Source organism: Streptomyces sp. NPDC002867, assembly GCF_053591895.1.
Window position 1 is genome coordinate 17,843 of record NZ_JBSFUR010000010.1, and the last position, 18,030, is coordinate 35,872.

Annotated in this window: 14 protein-coding genes and 3 pseudogenes; 10 read left to right on the forward strand and 7 right to left on the reverse strand. The window is 67.6% G+C overall.

Annotated elements, in window-relative coordinates; translation table 11 throughout:
- Positions 1-755: 755 nt before the first annotated feature.
- The 3 genes and pseudogenes from ACWD0A_RS12395 to ACWD0A_RS12405 all read left to right on the forward strand — a co-directional run bounded on the left by ACWD0A_RS12395 (position 756) and on the right by ACWD0A_RS12405 (position 2,611).
- Positions 756-1,211: a potassium channel family protein gene (locus ACWD0A_RS12395; protein WP_451297247.1), complete on the forward strand. Its 456-nt coding sequence runs from the start codon at positions 756-758 to the stop codon at positions 1,209-1,211.
- A 170-nt stretch (positions 1,212-1,381) separates the two neighbouring features.
- Positions 1,382-2,116, forward strand: a pseudogene (locus tag ACWD0A_RS12400) (hemin transporter); the annotation flags it as partial.
- A gap of 66 nt (positions 2,117-2,182) precedes the next feature.
- Entirely contained in the window at positions 2,183-2,611 is a 429-nt protein-coding gene (locus ACWD0A_RS12405; protein WP_451297249.1) for a hypothetical protein, read from the forward strand.
- A gap of 244 nt (positions 2,612-2,855) precedes the next feature.
- On the opposite strand, the gene ACWD0A_RS12410 is transcribed toward ACWD0A_RS12405, so the two are convergent.
- The 5 genes from ACWD0A_RS12410 to ACWD0A_RS12430 form a co-directional block, all read right to left on the reverse strand.
- Positions 2,856-3,503, reverse strand: a complete 648-nt coding sequence (locus ACWD0A_RS12410; protein WP_451297251.1) for a TMEM175 family protein — start codon at positions 3,501-3,503, stop codon at positions 2,856-2,858.
- 201 nt (positions 3,504-3,704) lie between these two features.
- On the reverse strand, positions 3,705-3,908 hold the full coding sequence (locus ACWD0A_RS12415; protein ID WP_100105551.1) for a cold-shock protein: 204 nt from the start codon (positions 3,906-3,908) through the stop codon (positions 3,705-3,707).
- 362 nt (positions 3,909-4,270) lie between these two features.
- The gene (locus tag ACWD0A_RS12420; protein WP_451297253.1) at positions 4,271-6,298 is read right to left on the reverse strand and encodes a CocE/NonD family hydrolase; all 2,028 of its coding nucleotides are present in this window, start codon (positions 6,296-6,298) and stop codon (positions 4,271-4,273) included.
- A gap of 87 nt (positions 6,299-6,385) precedes the next feature.
- Positions 6,386-7,693 (reverse strand): ATP-grasp domain-containing protein, encoded by a 1,308-nt coding sequence (locus ACWD0A_RS12425; protein WP_451297255.1) that lies wholly within the window; start codon positions 7,691-7,693, stop codon positions 6,386-6,388.
- A 74-nt stretch (positions 7,694-7,767) separates the two neighbouring features.
- Complete coding sequence (locus tag ACWD0A_RS12430) at positions 7,768-8,007, reverse strand: DUF5133 domain-containing protein (RefSeq protein ID WP_451297257.1); 240 nt, start codon at positions 8,005-8,007, stop codon at positions 7,768-7,770.
- 301 nt (positions 8,008-8,308) lie between these two features.
- On the opposite strand from ACWD0A_RS12430, the gene ACWD0A_RS12435 reads away from it, so the two are divergent.
- Positions 8,309-8,869, forward strand: coding sequence for a S1 RNA-binding domain-containing protein (locus tag ACWD0A_RS12435; protein ID WP_451297549.1), 561 nt, complete (start codon positions 8,309-8,311; stop codon positions 8,867-8,869).
- A 300-nt stretch (positions 8,870-9,169) separates the two neighbouring features.
- Positions 9,170-9,406: pseudogene (locus tag ACWD0A_RS12440) on the forward strand (IS5/IS1182 family transposase); the annotation flags it as partial.
- 38 nt (positions 9,407-9,444) lie between these two features.
- Here the strand turns inward: ACWD0A_RS12440 and ACWD0A_RS12445 are convergent.
- Positions 9,445-10,448 (reverse strand): annotated as a pseudogene (locus ACWD0A_RS12445) (IS5 family transposase).
- A 73-nt stretch (positions 10,449-10,521) separates the two neighbouring features.
- Positions 10,522-12,255, reverse strand: a complete 1,734-nt coding sequence (locus tag ACWD0A_RS12450) for a sigma-54-dependent Fis family transcriptional regulator (RefSeq protein WP_451297259.1) — start codon at positions 12,253-12,255, stop codon at positions 10,522-10,524.
- Between the two features lie 229 nt (positions 12,256-12,484).
- On the opposite strand from ACWD0A_RS12450, the gene ACWD0A_RS12455 reads away from it, so the two are divergent.
- From ACWD0A_RS12455 to ACWD0A_RS12475, 5 genes are all read left to right on the forward strand, one after another.
- Positions 12,485-13,510, forward strand: a complete 1,026-nt coding sequence (locus tag ACWD0A_RS12455; protein ID WP_451297261.1) for an NAD(P)-dependent alcohol dehydrogenase — start codon at positions 12,485-12,487, stop codon at positions 13,508-13,510.
- Between the two features lie 19 nt (positions 13,511-13,529).
- Positions 13,530-15,125 carry an extracellular solute-binding protein gene (locus ACWD0A_RS12460; protein WP_451297263.1) on the forward strand — a complete coding sequence of 532 codons (1,596 nt, stop codon included), beginning with the start codon at positions 13,530-13,532 and terminating at the stop codon, positions 15,123-15,125.
- A 200-nt stretch (positions 15,126-15,325) separates the two neighbouring features.
- Positions 15,326-16,087 (forward strand): carbohydrate ABC transporter permease, encoded by a 762-nt coding sequence (locus ACWD0A_RS12465; RefSeq protein ID WP_451297265.1) that lies wholly within the window; start codon positions 15,326-15,328, stop codon positions 16,085-16,087.
- Entirely contained in the window at positions 16,084-16,929 is an 846-nt protein-coding gene (locus ACWD0A_RS12470) for a carbohydrate ABC transporter permease (RefSeq protein ID WP_451297267.1), read from the forward strand. Before ACWD0A_RS12465 ends, ACWD0A_RS12470 begins: the two co-directional genes overlap by 4 nt.
- Positions 16,926-18,029 carry an ABC transporter ATP-binding protein gene (locus ACWD0A_RS12475; protein WP_451297269.1) on the forward strand — a complete coding sequence of 368 codons (1,104 nt, stop codon included), beginning with the start codon at positions 16,926-16,928 and terminating at the stop codon, positions 18,027-18,029. The genes ACWD0A_RS12470 and ACWD0A_RS12475 overlap by 4 nt, the downstream gene beginning before the upstream one ends.
- Position 18,030 lies beyond the last annotated feature (1 nt).

Sequence of the window (18,030 nt, forward strand, 5' to 3'; positions counted from 1 at the left end):
CCGAACGGTCCACGCCGCGAGGCCGTCGTCAACCGTCATCGCCTGCCCCCTCGTTCTTTCCCCCGCCTGCCCTGCGGAGCCGCAACTCGTCGTGTTCGCACGCGCCTGCGTCACCGCCGACTCGAGCCCCCTCGGGTGCGGAGGGTGTGCACGAGCCGACGGACGACGGCCACGGTGGAGACGCCGTGAGGGCCTCTGCCGAGGCGGGAGTCCACGGGCGGCCGGCGACGGGCGTTCCTGTACCGCCGCAGTTCACGGACGATGGTGTTCAGCTTGGAAGACATCCGGGGATCTCCCTCTGCGTTTCGGTGTTTCGGGGCAGACACCCCGCTCTCCGAGTGCCCCGTGGGGACCGTGACATGCCCGACGCCTGTCCTCGCCGGGTTCCGTGAGGACGCGCCGCGCCATGGCCCGGCGCGTCGGGCCGAGCGCGCCCGAACAGCGCGTCGCCCCGCCGGAGCCGTCGGCGCGTGTCCTACGCCGAGGAGGAGCTGCGCGTCTCGGCGCAGCCCGCGCAACCTCGTTGCGCAGCCCCGCTGCGGTCCTCAGTCGGCACAACTCGTAGAAGACCTGATGCCCCGTTGACCTCCGCCCTCAGCCCCCGCGGGTGAGGATCCGGGCCACCGATCAAGGGAAAGGAACACATCATGCACCGGGCCGGCGCAGCCGGGTTCTCGACGGCGACCCGAACGCCCCGCTCGGCATGCCGGGGCACCTGCCCGCGTGGACACTGGGCGCGGGCGAAAGGAGTGATCATGCTTCCCGGATTCCTCACCAGGGCGGTCGGCGTGCTGCTCGGCCGGGAAGGACGGTCACTGCACCTGAAGGCGGCGGGCGGCGCGACAGTCGTCCTCGTGCTGGTGATGCTCGGCGGTTCCTGGGCCGTCGTGGCCGCCGAGGAGGGGGCGCGCGGCGCGAACCTGACGTCGTACCCGAGGGCGCTGTGGTGGTCGATCGAGACGGCGACCACCGTCGGCTACGGGGACTTCTACCCGATCACGCCATGGGGCAGGGGCGTCGGCTCGGTCGTCATGGTCGTCGGAATCACGACGTACGGCATGGTCACGGCCGCACTGGCGACCTGGTTCGTCGGGCGGGAGGAACGACGGCTCAGTCGCGCGCACCATCTGCGCGACGACGCCCTCCAAGCCCTGCACGAACGCTTCGACCGGCTGGAACGCCTGCTGACCGGCGAACGGGACGGTGACTGAGGACCGGCGAAACTCGTTCGCCTGCCGGCCGGGCTCCGTCGGCCGCCACACCGAACCGGCCGTTGCCTGGGGGAGCACCTACGGCGCTGCGGTGTCGAACAGAACCCCGGGCGCCGGCGCCCCGTCTGCCGGCCCCGGGGAGTCGCCGTCTGCCCACCACCACGCTGGGGGAGGCGGGCGCAGCGGAGGGCGAGGTCTGGCAGCGCATGGAGATCACTGAGCGGCGCCAGGAGACGCCCGATGTCGTTTCGTTTCTCCTGCGACCCTGCGACGGCCGGCCGGCGGCGTCCTTCCGGCCAGCTCCCGGCCGGCCGAACTGGCGGATCAGCGTCAAGCGCGTCCGCGACGTGGCGAGGCCGGACGGCGAGGTCTCGTCCTGGCTCCACGAGCACGCCCAGCCGGGCGACACGCTGACCGTGTCGGCGCCGTTCGGCGACCTGGTCCTGCCGGAGGGCGACGGCCCGCTGCTGCTGGCGTCCGCGGGGATCGGCAACACGCCCATGCCGGCCGTGCTCGACCATCTGGCCTCCACCGGCTCGGCACGCCGCGTCATCGCGGTCCACGCCGACCGCTCCCCCGCCGACCACGCCCACCGCGAGGAGCAGCTCGCCCTGGTGCGGGCACTTCCGAACGCCCGGCTCCACCTGTGGTAGGAGGTGCCCGGCGACCAGGCACCGGAGGCGGCAGCCGGCCAGGCCGACGTGGGCGGCCTGGCACTCCCGGGAGACCTGACCTCCTACCTGTGCGGTCCGTTGCCGTTCATGCGGGCGGTGCGTGGCGACCTGCTGCGGCGCGGCGTGCCCGCGGAGAGGATCCATTACGAGGTCTTCGGCCCGGACCTCTGGCTGGGGTCCGTAGGAGCGGGGGCCCGCACGGGAGCGGACGCGACGGGCGCGGGCCCCTGATGAGGACCGTCCCTGTGAGACCGGCTCGCACGCGCAAGGGACGTCGCAGAGAGAGGGGTACACCGTATGCATGCCACTTCGGCGGCCGTCGCCGCCGCGGTTGTCTTCGTCTGGCTCGGGATGGTCCTGGCCATCTCCTTCCTGGAGGCGCCTCTGAAGTTCCGGGCCCCAGGCGTGGACGTACGGATCGGTCTCGGCATCGGCCGTCTTGTCTTCCGCGCGCTCAACCGCGTCGAGGCCGTACTGGCCGTTGTCGTGATCGCTGCGGTCGCCGTCGGCGATCCGCCGGCGGCCGTAGGGGTCCTGACGGCTGTCGCCACCGCGCTGCTGGTGATCCAGCTTGTCGGCGTCCGGCCCGTCCTCAACCGCCGGTCCGACCGGGTGCTGTCCGGGGAGGACGTTCCCCGCTCGCGAGCACACCTGCTCTACGTGGTCTGTGAGGTGGCCAAGGTCCTCACCCTGCTCGCCCTGGGCACTACCACGCTGATGACCTGAACATCACCACCGCTCCGCCGCGCTGGGCCCTACCTGCGGGGGCGCGCCTGGTCCGAGGACAGGGGTGTTGATCGGAGACCACCACCGCTCCTCGAAGCTGCCCGGCCGGCCCATGACTGACGTAGGCGGCGATGCGGGGTGCCGGACGCACGACGACGTCGTCCGATTCCAGGTAACGCTCGTGCGGCTCGTCGTAGGCCGAGCCCCACGTGATGGTCGTCGAAAGGATGTTCGCCGAGAGTTTCTAGGCGGGAGAGGGACCGGTGTCGGATCGCCGGGAGAGCCAGATGCGCAGCGGGACAGCGACCAGCCACGAGAGCTGCGCCAGCACGGGTGAGGCAAGGGTGAGCGGCATCGAGGCCGCGAAGACGACCACCACGACCAGGCCCTGCTGGACGGACCGGGTCAGACTCTCGCGCGGGATGCCCGGTTTCACCAGGGCCGGCCGGCAGACGAGCCGTAGCGACATCGCGGTCATCAGGCTCGAGGCGGCAGCGATCGCTCCCGCGTAGATCATCGTCGCCGGAGCGGTGTCCCCGTACTCGCTGATCAAACGCGTCGGGAACGGCAGCCCTGCGATCACGGCCAGGAGCGCCAGATAGAGATACAACAGCCACGCGTCGAGCCGGGCGATCGCTGTGAACAGGGCATGCTGCGCCAGCCACAGCATCCCGATGACGGCAAAGCTGAGGACATAGGCGCCCACGTCGGGCAGTGCGTCGCGGAGCGCGTCGCCGATATCCGAGGCGGCCAGCCCGTCCGGCACACCGACGTCGAGGACGAGCAGCGTGATCGCGATGGCGAAGACCGCGTCCCCGAACGCCAGAAGCTGCTCCGGCCCCATGGCCGGCCTGCCACGTTCGGCTCCCGGCCCACGTCTCACTGCGCTCACGTCCCGGACGCTACCCGGGGGTGCCTGCGGCGACACGCGGTGTTGGGCCGGGTGCCGGACGACCTGGTTCTTCGGAGCCTGCCGACCCGGCCGTCTCCCTGCCGCGCACGGCGGCCGCTGGTGCCATCCGCCGCTCCCGTCGAAAGGCGAGACGCCGACGCCCGCCCCGGCAGACCGGGGCGGGCGTCACACCGAGGTGGCTCAGGCGGGGGTGATGTTCTCCGCCTGCGGGCCCTTCTGGCCCTGGACGACGTCGAAGTTCACCTTCTGGCCTTCCTGGAGCTCACGGAAGCCCGAGCTGGCGATGTTCGAGTAATGGGCGAAGACGTCCGGGCCCCCGCCGTCCTGCTCGATGAAGCCGAAGCCCTTTTCCGAGTTGAACCACTTGACTGTTCCGCTGGCCATTTGCCCTCCAAGGGACTGGAAATCGGTTCCCGCACCGCGCGGGAGCCGGAGGTGATCGCCCTGGTCCTCAGAGGCTTTGAACAGCAAATCGCCCGTGAACTCGCGCTCACGGGCGACCGGTACTTCGGAACCATGACAGCTGGCACTGACGCTACACGGTCCGTCACCTCTTCACCACAAGAACCACCGCACAAAGGGTAGGACGGGTGATGCGCCCGGCTCCGGATCGTCCAAGGCGGAGCTGCCCGGCCGTGCTGCTGCGGACCGCACTCGGGCGACTGCCTGTGATGAGCTCGCCGGCCTCCCAGAGCAGCGGGTCCGGGACCGCACTGCGAACTCAGGCCGGTACCACCCCGCAGCCCTTACAAGTGGTCGCGGGGCAGTGTCTCGTTCCATGTACGGGAGAAGACCCGGCGGTCGTTTTCGAAGCCGTCCAAAGTGGCGTCGACGAAGAACTCGGTCTCGCTGGACCTCAGCATGGTGCGCGTCTCCACCCGCACGTCCCAGTCGTCCCGACGGAAACGCATGGTCCAGGTCGCTTCTCCGCTGACCGAGGTGAAGTCGTCGGCGACCGCGCTGTACTTCTCGTATGCCCGCAGGCCGACGTCGAGGCCGATGTCGTCGTAGCGCACCATGCCGCGATCCTTGACGATCTCGAGCTCGGAGTTGTAGCCGACCAGGTCTCGCTTGACCTCCCAGCGCTGCTCCGGAGGGGTCAGCTGGGTGGTGGCGAGGGGTGCTGTGCCCTCGGGCTCGCCGAACGGACGCTGGGGAAGGTGGTCGGGCTCACCCGCTGGGCGCAGCGGCAGCGTCAGGCTGCTCGTGCCCTCGTACACGCTCAACAGCACTGGTCGGGGCGGGGGCCAGGCGAGCGGCCAATAGGAGGTGGACAGCGACAGCCGGATGCGGTGCCCGGGCGGGAAGGCCTGGGCCACGCCGTTGAGGTGGACGGTCGCCCGGTAGCGGGTGCCGGGTTTCAGCGGCTCCGGAGTTCCCGTCTCATCGCGGTGGGTGAGATTGAGCAGGCCGTACGTGACGCGGGTGGCGCTGCCGTCGGGAGCCACGTCGGACAGCCGGGCGGCGACCATGGCGACCGGTTCGCTCACCGAGAGGTCCAGTTCGACGCTGGGAGAGCCGAGGATCTCGACACGCTCGACGAGTTGGTCCGTCTCGAAGACCAATGAGCCACCGTCCTCCTCCCGCTGGTCGTAGGGCAGGTCGGGTGGCGCGTTGTACGAGGCCCACTTGCCGGCGAACTGTCCGACGGACAGGGGCGACTGCACGGTCAGGACATCCTTGCTCGACGTCGTCTCACCGGGGGTGCCGATGCGATGCCGGCTGAGGGGGTGGGCGGTCGGCACGACATGCGGTGAAGGCCAGTCCGGTTCGCCCACCCAGCGACCGGGCCGTTCCTCGTAGCGGGTGGAGGGCGGCACGCTGTCCTGCATCCAGGTCTGCAGCATGGGCCCTTCCATGATCCCGTTGTCGACGCCCTTGAGCCAGTGGTCCCACCATGCGACGACCTCTTGCAGATAACCGATGGCGGGGCCCGGTTCGCCGAGGTGGGGGTACTTGTGCGACCACGGGCCGATCAGGCCCTTGCGCGGTACGTCCAGGTTCCCCAGCAGACGGGTCACCGCGTTGGAGTAGCCGTCCGCCCAGCCGCTGGAGGCGAGGACGGGGCAGCGCACGTCCTGGTAGTTCTCGCAGACCGAGGCATGCTGCCAGTAAGCGTCGCGGCGCTGGTGACGCAGCCACTGCAGCACCCACGGTCGGGTGTTCTCCAGGCGTTCGTGCCACATCTCCCGCCAGCGCGCGCCCACGACGGAGGGGTCCGGCGGGCACGTGGCGTAGGCGAACATGGTGCCGGCTTCGGCCAGGTTGTCCGACAGCAGGGCACCGCCCATGTAGTGCATGTCGTCGGCGTACCGGTCGTCGGTGAAGGAGGCGATGACGATGGCTCGAAGGCTCGGCGGTTGCCGTGCGGCGACCTGAAGGGCGGCGAACGCGCCCCAGGAGATGCCCATCATGCCGGTGTTGCCGTCGCACCAGGGCTGCTCGGCCAGCCAGGCCAAGGTGTCCTCTGCGTCGCTCTGTTCCTGCTCCAGGTACTCGTCCGCCAGCACACCCTCCGACTCGCCCGTCCCACGCAGATCGACGCGGACACAGGCGTAGCCGTGACCGGCGATGTAGGGATGATGGATGGAGTCGCGTACCGAGGACAGGTCGCGTTTGCGATACGGGATGTACTCCAGCACGGCCGGTACGGGTTCCGCGTCCGAGGAGACGGGACGCCAGATCCGGGCCGACAGGCAGACGCCGTCGGACATGGGGACGGCGATGTGTTCCTCTTCCGTTGTCGCGTAGGGCAGGTTGCTCACACAGCGCATGCGGCCGGCTCTCTCCTTGTCTTTGCTCGGGGTGGGCGGCTGCCCCGGATCCTGTTCGGCACACCGGCCGGACGGGGCCGTGCTGCCTCAGGTGCTCTTCTCGTCCCGGCCTCCCGACGTGGGCCGGTTGAAGGTGAGGTCCAAGGCGGCCACGCAGCGGTCGTACTTCTCGCGCAGATCCTCTTCGCTGTCCCCTCCGGTGAAGACGTGGGCCAGCTCATAGCTGTAGCTGTCCTGCTCCGGCATCTGAGACAGCCGCTGGCCCTCCTCGGGCACCATGTCGATCCGCACACCGGGGATCTCCCGCTCGATGCGCCTCAGGTCCTCATCGGAAGGCACATCGTGCACCACACCGTCGACGAACCAGCGGTAGTACCACTTGGCGGCGGTCTTGTAGCGACCGGCGCCCTTGGGCAGGCTCGGGTCCTTGCCGAGAGCAAGGCTGATCATGCAGTGGTGGTTGGGCACGCCATCGACGTACTCGAACAGTTCGGCGTGCGACTGGGAGTGCCGGGGATTGATCTCCAGCAGGTTGATCGCGTCGGTCCGCGGATCGTAGAAGTACTCGATGCTGAACGTCGCCGAGTCCATCCCTATCCGGCGTATCACGCGCTCGGAGACGTCGTGCAGGCGCCGCACCACGGGCTCGGGGAGCGTGGAGGGATACTGGTGGCGCAGAAAGGACGAGCTGTCGGGATAGTTGATGGAGTCCAGTGCACCGTAGACGGTGACCTCGCCGTGGTGGACGTACCCCTCGACGGCGACCTGGATGCCGGACAGCGCTTCCTCCGCCAGACACACCTGGCCCCCGATGCCCTCCATCTCCGGCGGCAGGTCCAGCTGGTCGAGGATGTACTGGAACGGGCGGCCGACGCGGCCGACCCCCTCGCGGATCTCCTCCACCGCCGCGCGGAACTCCTCCTCGTTCTTCACGCCGAAGGCCAGCTCCGACGAGTACGACAGCGCGGGCTTGAGCCACATCGGGAAACGGACGCCCTCGGGCGGGCGCGGATCCCGGGCCTCGAGATCGACCCGGCCGAAACGCGGGTGCTCCTCCACGACCTTCTGCTGCTCCAGGCGGCTCCAGTACTTGTGCTCGCACTTGACGACCGATTCCAGAGAGGTGCTGCGCGTGCCGTACCGCTCACTCAGGATGGGCACGAGTGTGCTCACCGGGAAGTCCCAGTAACCGACGATCGCGTCGATGCTTCCGTCGAACGCGTTCAATATGCCCTCGGCCTTCTCCAGAAGCCCGGGCACGGACACCTCGCCGACCTGCAGCTCCTCCGTGGTCAAGAGCGGATGGATGCGGTACTCGCGAGCATTCGGCACGTTCAGCAGGGTGTTCAGGTTGGCGTCGTCCAGACCGATCACGAAGATGTTCTTCTTGCTCACCGGATCTCCTCGGGCGTGTGGGTGTCTCTTGTCCGGGACCTTTCGATCCTCGCCACGCAAGTGGCCGGCCCGGCTCAACAGGGCACGGTCGAGCCGAGCACGGAGTCGTCCTCGGGGCGGGCCCCGGGGAGACGGTGGCGGGCTGCGACGAGAGCGGTGGCGACGTCGCTCGTGCCGGTCGAGACGCACAGCGTGTAGGCCAGATCGTCCATGCGCTGTCGCGCCTGGGACGACCCCTTCTCAGCGCGCAGCACACGCAGCGCGTCGTACTGTTCGAGCAGGTTGCGCAGGACGACAGGGTGAGCCATCAGCATGGGGAGAGCCTCCTTCAGGCAGGGCCGCTGCGGATCGGGGGTTGGCTCGCGCCTACCCCCCGCCTCGCACGACATGCCGTCACGATCAGCCGCTGGACGGCTCTGGACCACCTCTTCTCCTGCAGCCGCCACCCGCGCCGCTCGGCCGGTCTGCCCGCTCCGCAGCAGCAGCTAGGGACTGTCCGGGCGATCAAAGAGTTGGCGGTTGGGGCAGCGTGTGGCTGCGGGCAGTGGTTCGGCTGGACTGGCTGCTACCGGGGGACATGGCTTGCACACGGCGCCGTGTGCAAGGGTGGCCGACATGGATTGGCAGTCTGAGAGCCCGGAACTCTGGGCGTTCCTGGAGTCACTGCACCGCGGCGAGATCCTGTCCGGCACCGTCGCGGCGATCGAACGGTTCGGGGTCTTCGTGGCCCTGGACGACGGCCCCGACCATCCGACATTGCCCGGCGTCGGGTTCATCGTGATCCCCGAACTGTCCTGGCGGCACATCGACACACCCACCGATGTCGTCGAGATCGGCCAGCGTGTCTCGTGTGAGTTCCTTCAGTTCGACACCTTCAACGCCGAGGCCAGGCTGTCGTTGAAGGCGCTGCAGCCCGACCCCTTCCAGGCTTTCGCGGACCGCACCGTGGTGGGCCAGGAACTGCGCGGGACGGTTGACAGGGTGCTTCCCGTCGGCGTCTTCGTCCACATTGCGGACGGCGTCGTTGGGCTGGTCCCCTTCAGAGAGGTCCACGGCCGGCCTGCCGATGGCCCGTCAGAGGACTTCGAGGCCGGAGAGGAGATCGCCGTCGTCGTCACGGAGATCGAGTGGCCCCAGCGGCGGGTCTTCCTCTCCAGGTCAAAGGCATCGACGTGAGGATGTCGAACTGCCCATGTGACTGCTCTGTTCCAAGTCGTGGAGCGGGGTGACCTGACGGATGCAGAGTGGGAACGGCTGCGGCCGTTCCTGCCGGTCAGCAACGGTCGTTGCGGCCGGTCGCGGGATCACCGGCAGGTGGTCAACGGGGAGGAAGAACACCCGGGCGAGACGCCGTGGCAGAGCCTCGTCGCCCGCCTGGTGAAGGTGGTGATGGAGGTGAAGGCTTGGGCCGCTCGCGCGGTGGGTTCACGAGCAAGCAAGCAACGGGCCCTGCCGGGACTATCTGCGGCGCCCAGTATCCGCCACACGATCCCGGCGAAGACCGACAGCCAGGCTGCCCGCCTACGCAAAGGCTCTCGCGGCGGACGACCGCCCGGCGTCGACGAAGAGCGGTACAAGAAGCGCAACACCGTCGAACGAGCGATCAACCGCTTGAAGCAGCACCGGGCGGTCGCCACTCGCTACGACAAGCGCGGCTACATCTTCCTCGGCACCGCCACAGCAGCAGCCCTCGCTATCTGGCTGCGAACGTGATCGTCCGGACAGGTCCTAGGGCCTGTGTGACGTCGTGATCAATCAGTTGCCTTCAGCAGGTCGTTGATCCAGATCATGGAGGCGCGGAGGTGGAGGCCGGCGAGGTAGCTCTCGGGTGTCTTGTCGTATCGAGTCGCGATGCCCCGCCAGGCTTTCAGCTTGTTGATCAGGCGCTCGACGGTGTTCCGCCCCTTGTAGAGTTCGGCGTCGTGGCGTGTGGGCCGGCCGCCCCGGCTGCCTTTCTTCTTTCGGTTGGCGGCCTGGTCCTTCTTCTCCGGGATGACTGCCTTGATGTTGCGTTTCCGCAGGTAGGAGCGGTTGGCGCGGGATGAGTAGGCCCTGTCCGCGGCGACAGCGTCAGGCCGGGTCCGGGGACGGCCGACCGGTAGACGGACCCGCACCTTCTGCAGCACGGGGACGAACTGCGGGCTGTCGGCGGCCTGTCCTGCGGTCAGGACGAACGACAAGGGACGGCACTTGCGGTCAGCGGCGAGATGAACCTTGCTGGTCAACCCGCCACGGGACCTGCCGAGCAGGGCTTCCTTCAAGCGGAGCTTGCGCCGTCGCCTGATGTGCCGCCGCTCGTCCTGGCCGGGGGCGTCACTTCCGTCCTGTCCGTTCTGTTCCGGCGGGCCGCCCCCTTTTGCCGGGCCCGTTCCTGGTCGGCGGCGGCTTCCTCGAGGGCCTCCATGACCTCCTTGCCGATGCACATCCCGGCGGCGTCGTGGTGGGCGCGGGCGGTGGTGGAGTCCACGCTGACCAGGGACAAGTCCGTCTGCCCCTGGCGGGCGGCCTCAGCGATCACGCCTTCCAGCAGCGCGGTGAAGACGCCGGCGTCCCTCCAGACCCGGAAGCGGCCGTAGACCGTCGGCCACGGGCCGAACTCGCCCGGCATCTCCCGCCACTGACTGCTGGTGCGGAACCGCCAGATCACCCCCTCGAACTGCTCACGCAGCCGCTCGGGGTACGGGCCGTACTCGCCTATCGGCAGGAACGGCTCGATCAACTTCCACTGCTCGTCGGTGAGTTGCCTGCGCGTCACGATCGTCTTCCTACCGGATCCGGCTTCCAGACGAATCCGGATCGGCAAGATTGATCACGACGTCACACAGGCCCTAGGTGAGGCTCGACGGGACGATCCCGTAACGGCGCATCTTGCGGTACATGGTGGCGCGGGAGATGCCGAGGTCCTGTGCGGTGCGTTGGACGTTGGAGTTGCGCTCCACCAGGCCCCGCAGAATGGCATCCCGTTCCAGCGCTTCGATGGTGGTCAGGACCTTGTGGGACGACACCCGGCATTCCGGCGGGAGATCGTCCACGTGGATCGTCCCGGCCAGCGGGCGCCGTGCGAGGCCGCGGATCACCGACTCCAACTGCCGGACATTTTCCGGCCAGGCGCAGCGCTCCAGCATCGCCAATGCGTCCGGGGAACAGCCGCTCTCTCCGCCTGGCCGATATTTGAGCAGGAAGTACCGAACCAGGTGCTCGATGTCGCCATAGCGATGACGCAGCGGCGGCACCTCCACCGAGGCGCCACACAGGCGGTCGAGCTCGTCATCGGGCGTGACCATGGACGGTTGGCTGGTCATGATCAGCTGCCCGTGGGCGGTCCCGTCGGGGTGCGTCAGCAGGCTTGTCACCTGCCGGCGCAGCTGAGCGCCCAGCAGGTGGACGTCGCGCAGTACGACCACCGTCGACGGCCTGGCCCGCAGCTCGCGGACATCGCGCAGCCAGTGCTCGGTGGCGTGCGGTGACTCCGACAGGGGCGCTTCCACCATCTCGAGCCGACGCCCGGCACTGTGGGCTCGGTGGACGGCATGGACCAGCGTCCGCTTGCCGGCACCGGCCTCGCCCACGAGATGAAGCCAGGATCCGGCGACGACCGCCGCCTCGGTTTCGGCGACCGCGCGCAGCCACTGCGGGGAGGAACCCACCAACCCCAGGCCCGATCGTCCGGGACCGGTGGAAAGGACCGGTCCGGGCTGGGGGCGTCCGATGACCCGAACCCGGAAGATGGCGCCCGCGTCGCTGTCCTCGCGCCGACTTCGGCTGACCCGCAGCTCGGCGACTCGTCCGGAGGGGAGGGCGATACTCCGTGTCCCTTCGAACCGGGCATCGGCGGCGATCTCCCGCGCGTGGTCGAGCAGCGCGTAGTGATCCGGTCCTGTCACGGCTGATCTCAACTGCTCGTTCATCATGACGACTTCAGGGTTGAGGGCCAGGACAGGTCCCGGGCGCACCGAGGAGCAGGCGTCCATGTAGTCCTGGAACAGGGCCCGCTCCCGTCGCGAGCTGATTGCGGCGATCTCACCTTCGATCTGGCCCGCGACGGAGCGGGCCAGGGCCATGAGCATGCCGGCGGAGCCCTGACGGAGCGTGGTCAGGTTGAAGGCTCCCAGCAGCGTGCGCCGGACGGGATGCAGGATCGGCACGGCCGCGCAGTGGAAGTCGCGCAGCTCCTCGACGTAGTGCTGGCTTCCGGCGATCATGACCGGACGGCCGCTGGCCAACGCGGTCCCGATGCCGTTGGTGCCCACATAGCGCTCGGCGAACACGTGGCCCGGGGCCAGTTGTACTCGGTTGAGCCGCGTCGTCAGACCCTCGTGGGAGAGTTTTCGGGACAGCACCACGCCGTCGCGGTCCGTGATCATCGTGGACACCGGGTCGTCGGCGAGCTGCTCGTGCAGCGCGTTCACGATCGGCAGCGCCGCCCTGGCGAGCGGGCTGTCCAGATTGGGATTCTCGAGGTACGGAGCGTTGATACGGCTCGACTTCACCTCGTACTCGATCGAGCGCTGCCACGAAGCGACCACGAGCGGGCGGGCGCTCGGATCCTTGGTGACTTCCATGTACAGCTCTCTGGCTGCTGTCAGCGAGCTACCGGGCTGCCGTCGGGGCATTTAACACTTCCGTATCACGCGCGTCATCCCTCGATGGACTGATTGGAACAGCTCGATGACGCCGCGCCTATGGCGTGTATCACATTGAGACATCCGCGGACCGTTTCTGAGACATCGGCCTGCGAGCAGCGGCCTGTGTAATCGGCGCACCGTCCACCGCCGATTCGCAGGGAGCGCCATGAAAGCCGTGCAGGTCATCGAGTACGACGAGCCGCCAGTCCTCGTGGATGTGCCGGACCCGCAGATCACCGGTCCGCTGGATGTGATCGTGAAGGTGGGAGGGGCGGGAGTCTGCCGCACCGATCTCCACATTCTCGAAGGACAGTGGGCCGCCAAGAGCGGAGTCGTCCTGCCCTACACCATCGGCCATGAGAACGCCGGCTGGGTGCAGGAGGTGGGGCAGGCCGTCACCAACGTCAAGGTCGGCGACCCGGTCATCCTGCACCCGCTCGTGACCTGCGGTCTGTGCCGGGCCTGCCGGGCCGGCGACGACGTGCACTGCATGAGCTCGGCCTTCCCGGGGATCGACGCCGACGGGGGCTATGCCGAGTACCTGAAGACCACCGCCCGCTCGGTCGTGGCGCTCGACCCGTCCCTCGAGCCGACCTCGGTGGCCGCTCTGGCCGATGCCGGGCTCACGGCGTACCACGCTGTCGCCAAGGCGGCCCGGACCCTGCGACCGGGTGACCGGGCCGTGGTGATCGGCGCCGGGGGTCTCGGACACATCGGTATTCAAGTGCTCCGGGCTCTCTCTCCGGTCGAGATCATCGTGATCGACCGGAGCGCGGATGCCCTCGCCCTCGCCAAGGAGCTCGGAGCCGAACACACGCTGGTCGCCGACGGCAGTGAGACCGAGCGCGTGCGGGAACTCACCGGAGGGCACGGGGCCGAGGCGGTTCTGGACTTCGTCGGCGAGGGGGGTGCCGTCGAGACGGGCGTGGCCTGCCTGCGCCGCAACGGCAACTACTACGTGATCGGCTACGGCGGCCGGCTCGACGTTCCGACGATCGACGTGATCTCCACCGAGATCAACTTCATCGGCAACCTCGTGGGCTCCTACAACGACCTGTCCGAGCTGATGGTGCTGGCAGCCCAGGGCAAGGTCGGCCTGCACACCCAGCGGTACCCCCTGGCGTCCTTCCAGGACGCCCTCGACGACTTGTCCGCCGGTGCCGTACGCGGCAGAGCGATCTTGATTCCCTGACGGTCGAAGGAGCACTCCCATGGTTAAGAGTTCGTACAAGGGCGTGGTCGCCGCCGCGATCGCCGTGGCCCTCTCCGCGACTGCCTGCACCGGCCAGGGCCCGGTGGAGAACAAGCCCGACAAGCCCGCGATGTTCAAGCCGGGCTCGGAGATCAGCTACAAGGCGTACAGCAAGGCGTACCCGGCGACGAAGGTCAAGGACGTCCCGGGACCGTGCAGCTATGAGTCCATCAGCCGTAAGGACTACTCCGGACAGACGCTGAAGATCATCAGCCATGCCGTCCCCGTCATCGGCGAGCCGACCCAGCTGCACGCCCGGCAGTTCGAGGAGATCACCGGGGCGAAGGTGCAGGTGGTCAACGTCCCCTTCGGGGAGCTGCACCAGAAGATCCTCACGCCCCTGCAAGCGGGCCAGCCGGCGTACGACGTCATGTTCTACCCCTCCTTGTGGATCGGTGACATGGCCCCCTATCTGGCCCCGGTGCCGAAGAAGTATCTGGACACTCCCGGCATGAAGGACGTCACCAAGGCCTACATGGACGTGGCGACCTGGGACGGGAAGGTCGTGCAGTACCCGGTCGACGGTGACAGGCACTATCTCAAGGTCCGGACGGACGTCCTCGAGGACCCGAAGCGGCAGGCGGCGTACAAGGCGGCCACGGGCAAGGACCTCCGGACTCCCAGGACGTGGGCCGAATACCAGGAGGTCGCCGAGTTCTTCAGCGGCAAGGACGTCGACGGTGACGGCAAGCCGAACTTCGGCAGTGCCGAGGTGACCAAGCGTGACGACCTGACATTCTCGGCGTTCATCAGCCGTGCGGCGCCGTACGTGAAGCACCCGGACGTCGAAGGCGGCCTGTTCTTCGACCTCGAGACCATGAAGCCGCTGATCAACACGCCCGGTTACGTGCGCGCCCTCGAGGACATGGTGAAGGCCAAGTCGACCTGGGCACCGGGCGGCGCCAACTTCGGTCTGGGGGACGAAATCCTGTCCTTCGGCGGTGGCCAGAGCGTGATGTCCTATTCGTGGGACGACGCCTTCATCCAGGGCCAGCAGCCGGATGGCCAGATCCGCAACAAGATCCGGGCGGCGAAGTTGCCGGGATCCGAGGAGGTCTACAACCGCACCACGAAGAAGTGGGACAAGAAGCCCAACCAGGCTCCCTACTTCACCTGGGGCTGGACCTCCGCGGTGGCCAAGGGTGCGCGTAACCAGAACATGGCCTTCGACTATCTGTGCTTCTTCAGCAACGAGGCCAACACCGCCCTGGACCTGACCATCGGTCGTTTCGGTGTCAACCCCTACCGCCACGCGCACTTCAACGCTGAATTCTGGGAGCAGCAGGGCTGGGACAAGGACGTCGCCGAGTCGTACGTCGAGACGCTCTCGGGCATGGAGTCGAGCATCAACCGCGTCTTCGACCTGCGCGTACCGGGTGTCAACGGGTACATGTCCGCACTGGCCGACGGCGTCGCCGCGGCTCTCGCGGGACAGAAGTCTCCGCAGCGCGCGCTGGACGACGTGGCCGCGGAGTGGGACAGGATCACCGACCAGATCGGCAAGGACAAGGTCCAGAGCGCCTATCGACACGTGGTCGCACTCGAGGACAACTGACCTGATCGCGGGACGCCCCGGGTGACGGCTGACCTGGTCGGTCGACCACCCGGGGGCGCCCGCCCACTTCCGCAAGGACAACCATGGAAGCTCTGCGCCGGCACAAGAGCATGTTCCTCCTCCCAGGACTGCTCACGCTCGCACTCATCATTATCTTTCCGCTTCTGTTCACCATTCGTGTCAGCTTTTCCGGCTGGAACGTGAGCAACCCTCAGTTGGACTTCATCGGAGCGGCCAACTACGCCACGATGCTGCACGACAGCCGATTCTGGGCCTCGATCATGCGCCTGGTCCTGCTGGCGGGCGGCACAGTCCTGATCCAGTACGTGATCGGATTCGGGATGGCCCTGCTCGTCTGGCGTGAGACACGCGGCCGTCGTCTCTGGCGGGTGCTGTTCCTCGTCCCCATGATGACCACTCCCGTGATCATGGCCGCCATTTGGCAAATGATCTTCCACGAGTCGCTGGGGCCGGTGAACGATCTGCTCGGGATGCTCGGCCTGACCAAGGTCGCCTGGCTCACCGAGTCCGGTCCGGCGCTGGTCGCGCTGATGACCGTCGAGGTCTGGCAGTGGACCCCGTTCATGTTCCTGCTGCTGCTGGCCGGCCTGTTGAGCCTTCCCAAGGAACCGTTCATGGCCGCGGCCATCGACGGGGCGGACGCCTGGCGCACCTTCCGGAAGGTGACCTTCCCGCTCATGGCGCCGGTGTCGGTCGCGGCAATCATCATCCGGCTGATCGAGGCGTCCAAGCTCTCCGACAGCGTCTACGTGCTGACCTCCGGGGGGCCCGGCTCCTCCACGGAGACGCCGGGCTACTACCTCTACATCCAGGGGCTCAGGGATCAGCAGACGGGGTACAGCGGGGCGATGTCCCTGACCTATCTGGTCCTGATGATCGTCACGCTCACGGTCGTCGCCGCCCTGCTCGCCAGGGCCTTCAAGCTGAAGGGGGACTCATGAGGTCGCGCCTTTATCCCGTATTCAAGTACACCGTGATCGCCCTGTGGGCGTGCTTCGTCGCAGGACCGTTCTTCTGGGCCATGACGACCAGTTTCAAGGACGTCAACGGCGTCCAGAGGGGCGCCACCTACCTGCCGTGGCTGCAGTACGAACCCACCGTCACCGGGTGGCGCAATATCTTCGGCGGAGCCGGGGGTGTCGATGTGATGCAGCCCTTCGTCAACAGCGCCGTCGTCACCGTCGCCGCCTCGGCCATCAGTCTCGTCCTCGGGTCCCTGGCCGCCTACGCGTTGTCCCGATACCGCTTCAAGTTCGGCTTCATCAAGAACAGCGACATCGTCTTCTTCTTCGTGTCGCAGCGGATCATGCCGCCTGTCGTCCTGGTGATCCCGTTCTTCTACCTGCTCCAGTGGACGGGCCTGCTGGACACCATCCTCGGACTGGTCATCGTGACGGTCGCCCTGCTGCTGCCGATCGCGGTCTGGGTGATGGTCGACTTCTTCAACGGCATTCCGCGTGAGATCGACGAGATGGCCATGCTCGACGGCTGCGGCCCGTTCCAGACCTTCATGCGTGCGATCCTGCCGAATTCCCTGCCCGGGCTGACCGTGGCCGCGATGTTCTGTGTCGTGTTCGGCTGGAACGACTTCTTCTTCGCCTTCAGGCTGACCTTCACCGAGGTCCAGACCCTGCCCCAGGCTGTCGTCGCCCTCAATTCGTCCATCCCGCCCTGGTGGACCCTGTCCGCCGCCGCCCTCTTCGGTGTGACGCCGCTGGTTCTTCTCGCGCTCCGGGTCGAGCGCTATCTGTCAAAAGGCAACCTCTCGGGAGCGGTCCGATGAAGCTGAGTGCCACTGATCTGAGCGCCACCGATCTGTGCCTGACCGTCGACGGCGTCGATCACCTCAAGGAGGTGACCGCGGTATTCCTGCCGGGACGGCTCCACACCGTCATCGGCCGGACGATGGCGGGAAAGACCACGCTGCTGCGGGCACTGGCCGGTCTGCAGGCGGTCGACTCCGGCTCCCTGACCAGGGAGGGAGCCGACTTCCTGAAGACGCCGGTCTGGCAGCGCGACACCGCCATGGTCTACCAGCAGTTCATCAACTACCCGCATCTCAACGTGTTCGACAACGTCGCCTTCCCGCTCAAGCGGGCGGGACTGTCACGAGACGAGATCCGGCGGCGTGTCAGGGAGAGTCTGGCGCGTGTCGGCCTTGCCGGCTTCGAGGGGCGCAAGCCGTCTCAGCTCTCCGGCGGCCAGCAGCAACGAGTTGCGCTGGCTCGGGCCCTCGCCCGATCCACGGGCATCCTCCTGCTCGACGAGCCGCTGGCCAATCTGGACTACAAGTTGCGTGAACAGTTGCGAGACGAGTTCAAGACCCTCTTCTCCGACCAGGGCGACACCATAGTGATCTACACGACCACCGAGCCCGCCGAGGCGATGATGCTCGGAGACGTGGTGCTGGTCATGCACGAGGGACGGATACTCCAGATCGGTCCTCCGCAGGAGGTCTTCGAGCGCCCGGCGACGACCACGGTGGCGTCCATCATCAACGACCCGCCCATGAACATCTTCACAGGCCGCATCGAGAGCGGTCAGGTCACGGTGGCCGGCTTCCAGGCCACGCACGCGTCCGCACATCTCGCCGATCTGCCCGACGGCGCCTACCAGTTCGGCCTGCGCGCGACGGACGTCGGCCTGGCGTCCGCCGGCGTCGAGGGCGAGGTCACCTTCGTCGAGATCTCCGGGTCGGAGACGTTCGTCCATGCGGCCGTCGGCGAGACCCCGTTCGTCATACAGATCGAGGGCATCCATGACGTCGCTCTCGGTGACCTGGTGAAACTGCGACTCCGTCCCGAGCGTTTGTTCGCCTTCGACGAGGAAGGGACGCTCGTGCGGACGCCTTCATACGATCTCGCTTCAGTGGAAGGGCGTTGAT

What these genes read in the sequence shown, in the direction of transcription:
- ACWD0A_RS12395 (WP_451297247.1), top strand. Translation starts at nt 756, where the DNA reads ATGCTTCCCGGATTCCTCACCAGGGCGGTCGGCGTGCTGCTCGGCCGG.
- ACWD0A_RS12405 (WP_451297249.1), top strand. Translation starts at nt 2,183, where the DNA reads ATGCATGCCACTTCGGCGGCCGTCGCCGCCGCGGTTGTCTTCGTCTGG.
- ACWD0A_RS12415 (WP_100105551.1), bottom strand. Translation starts at nt 3,908, where the DNA reads ATGGCCAGCGGAACAGTCAAGTGGTTCAACTCGGAAAAGGGCTTCGGC.
- ACWD0A_RS12420 (WP_451297253.1), bottom strand. Translation starts at nt 6,298, where the DNA reads ATGCGCTGTGTGAGCAACCTGCCCTACGCGACAACGGAAGAGGAACAC.
- ACWD0A_RS12430 (WP_451297257.1), bottom strand. Translation starts at nt 8,007, where the DNA reads ATGCTGATGGCTCACCCTGTCGTCCTGCGCAACCTGCTCGAACAGTAC.
- ACWD0A_RS12435 (WP_451297549.1), top strand. Translation starts at nt 8,309, where the DNA reads ATGGATTGGCAGTCTGAGAGCCCGGAACTCTGGGCGTTCCTGGAGTCA.
- ACWD0A_RS12450 (WP_451297259.1), bottom strand. Translation starts at nt 12,255, where the DNA reads ATGGAAGTCACCAAGGATCCGAGCGCCCGCCCGCTCGTGGTCGCTTCG.
- ACWD0A_RS12455 (WP_451297261.1), top strand. Translation starts at nt 12,485, where the DNA reads ATGAAAGCCGTGCAGGTCATCGAGTACGACGAGCCGCCAGTCCTCGTG.
- ACWD0A_RS12460 (WP_451297263.1), top strand. Translation starts at nt 13,530, where the DNA reads ATGGTTAAGAGTTCGTACAAGGGCGTGGTCGCCGCCGCGATCGCCGTG.
- ACWD0A_RS12470 (WP_451297267.1), top strand. Translation starts at nt 16,084, where the DNA reads ATGAGGTCGCGCCTTTATCCCGTATTCAAGTACACCGTGATCGCCCTG.
- ACWD0A_RS12475 (WP_451297269.1), top strand. Translation starts at nt 16,926, where the DNA reads ATGAAGCTGAGTGCCACTGATCTGAGCGCCACCGATCTGTGCCTGACC.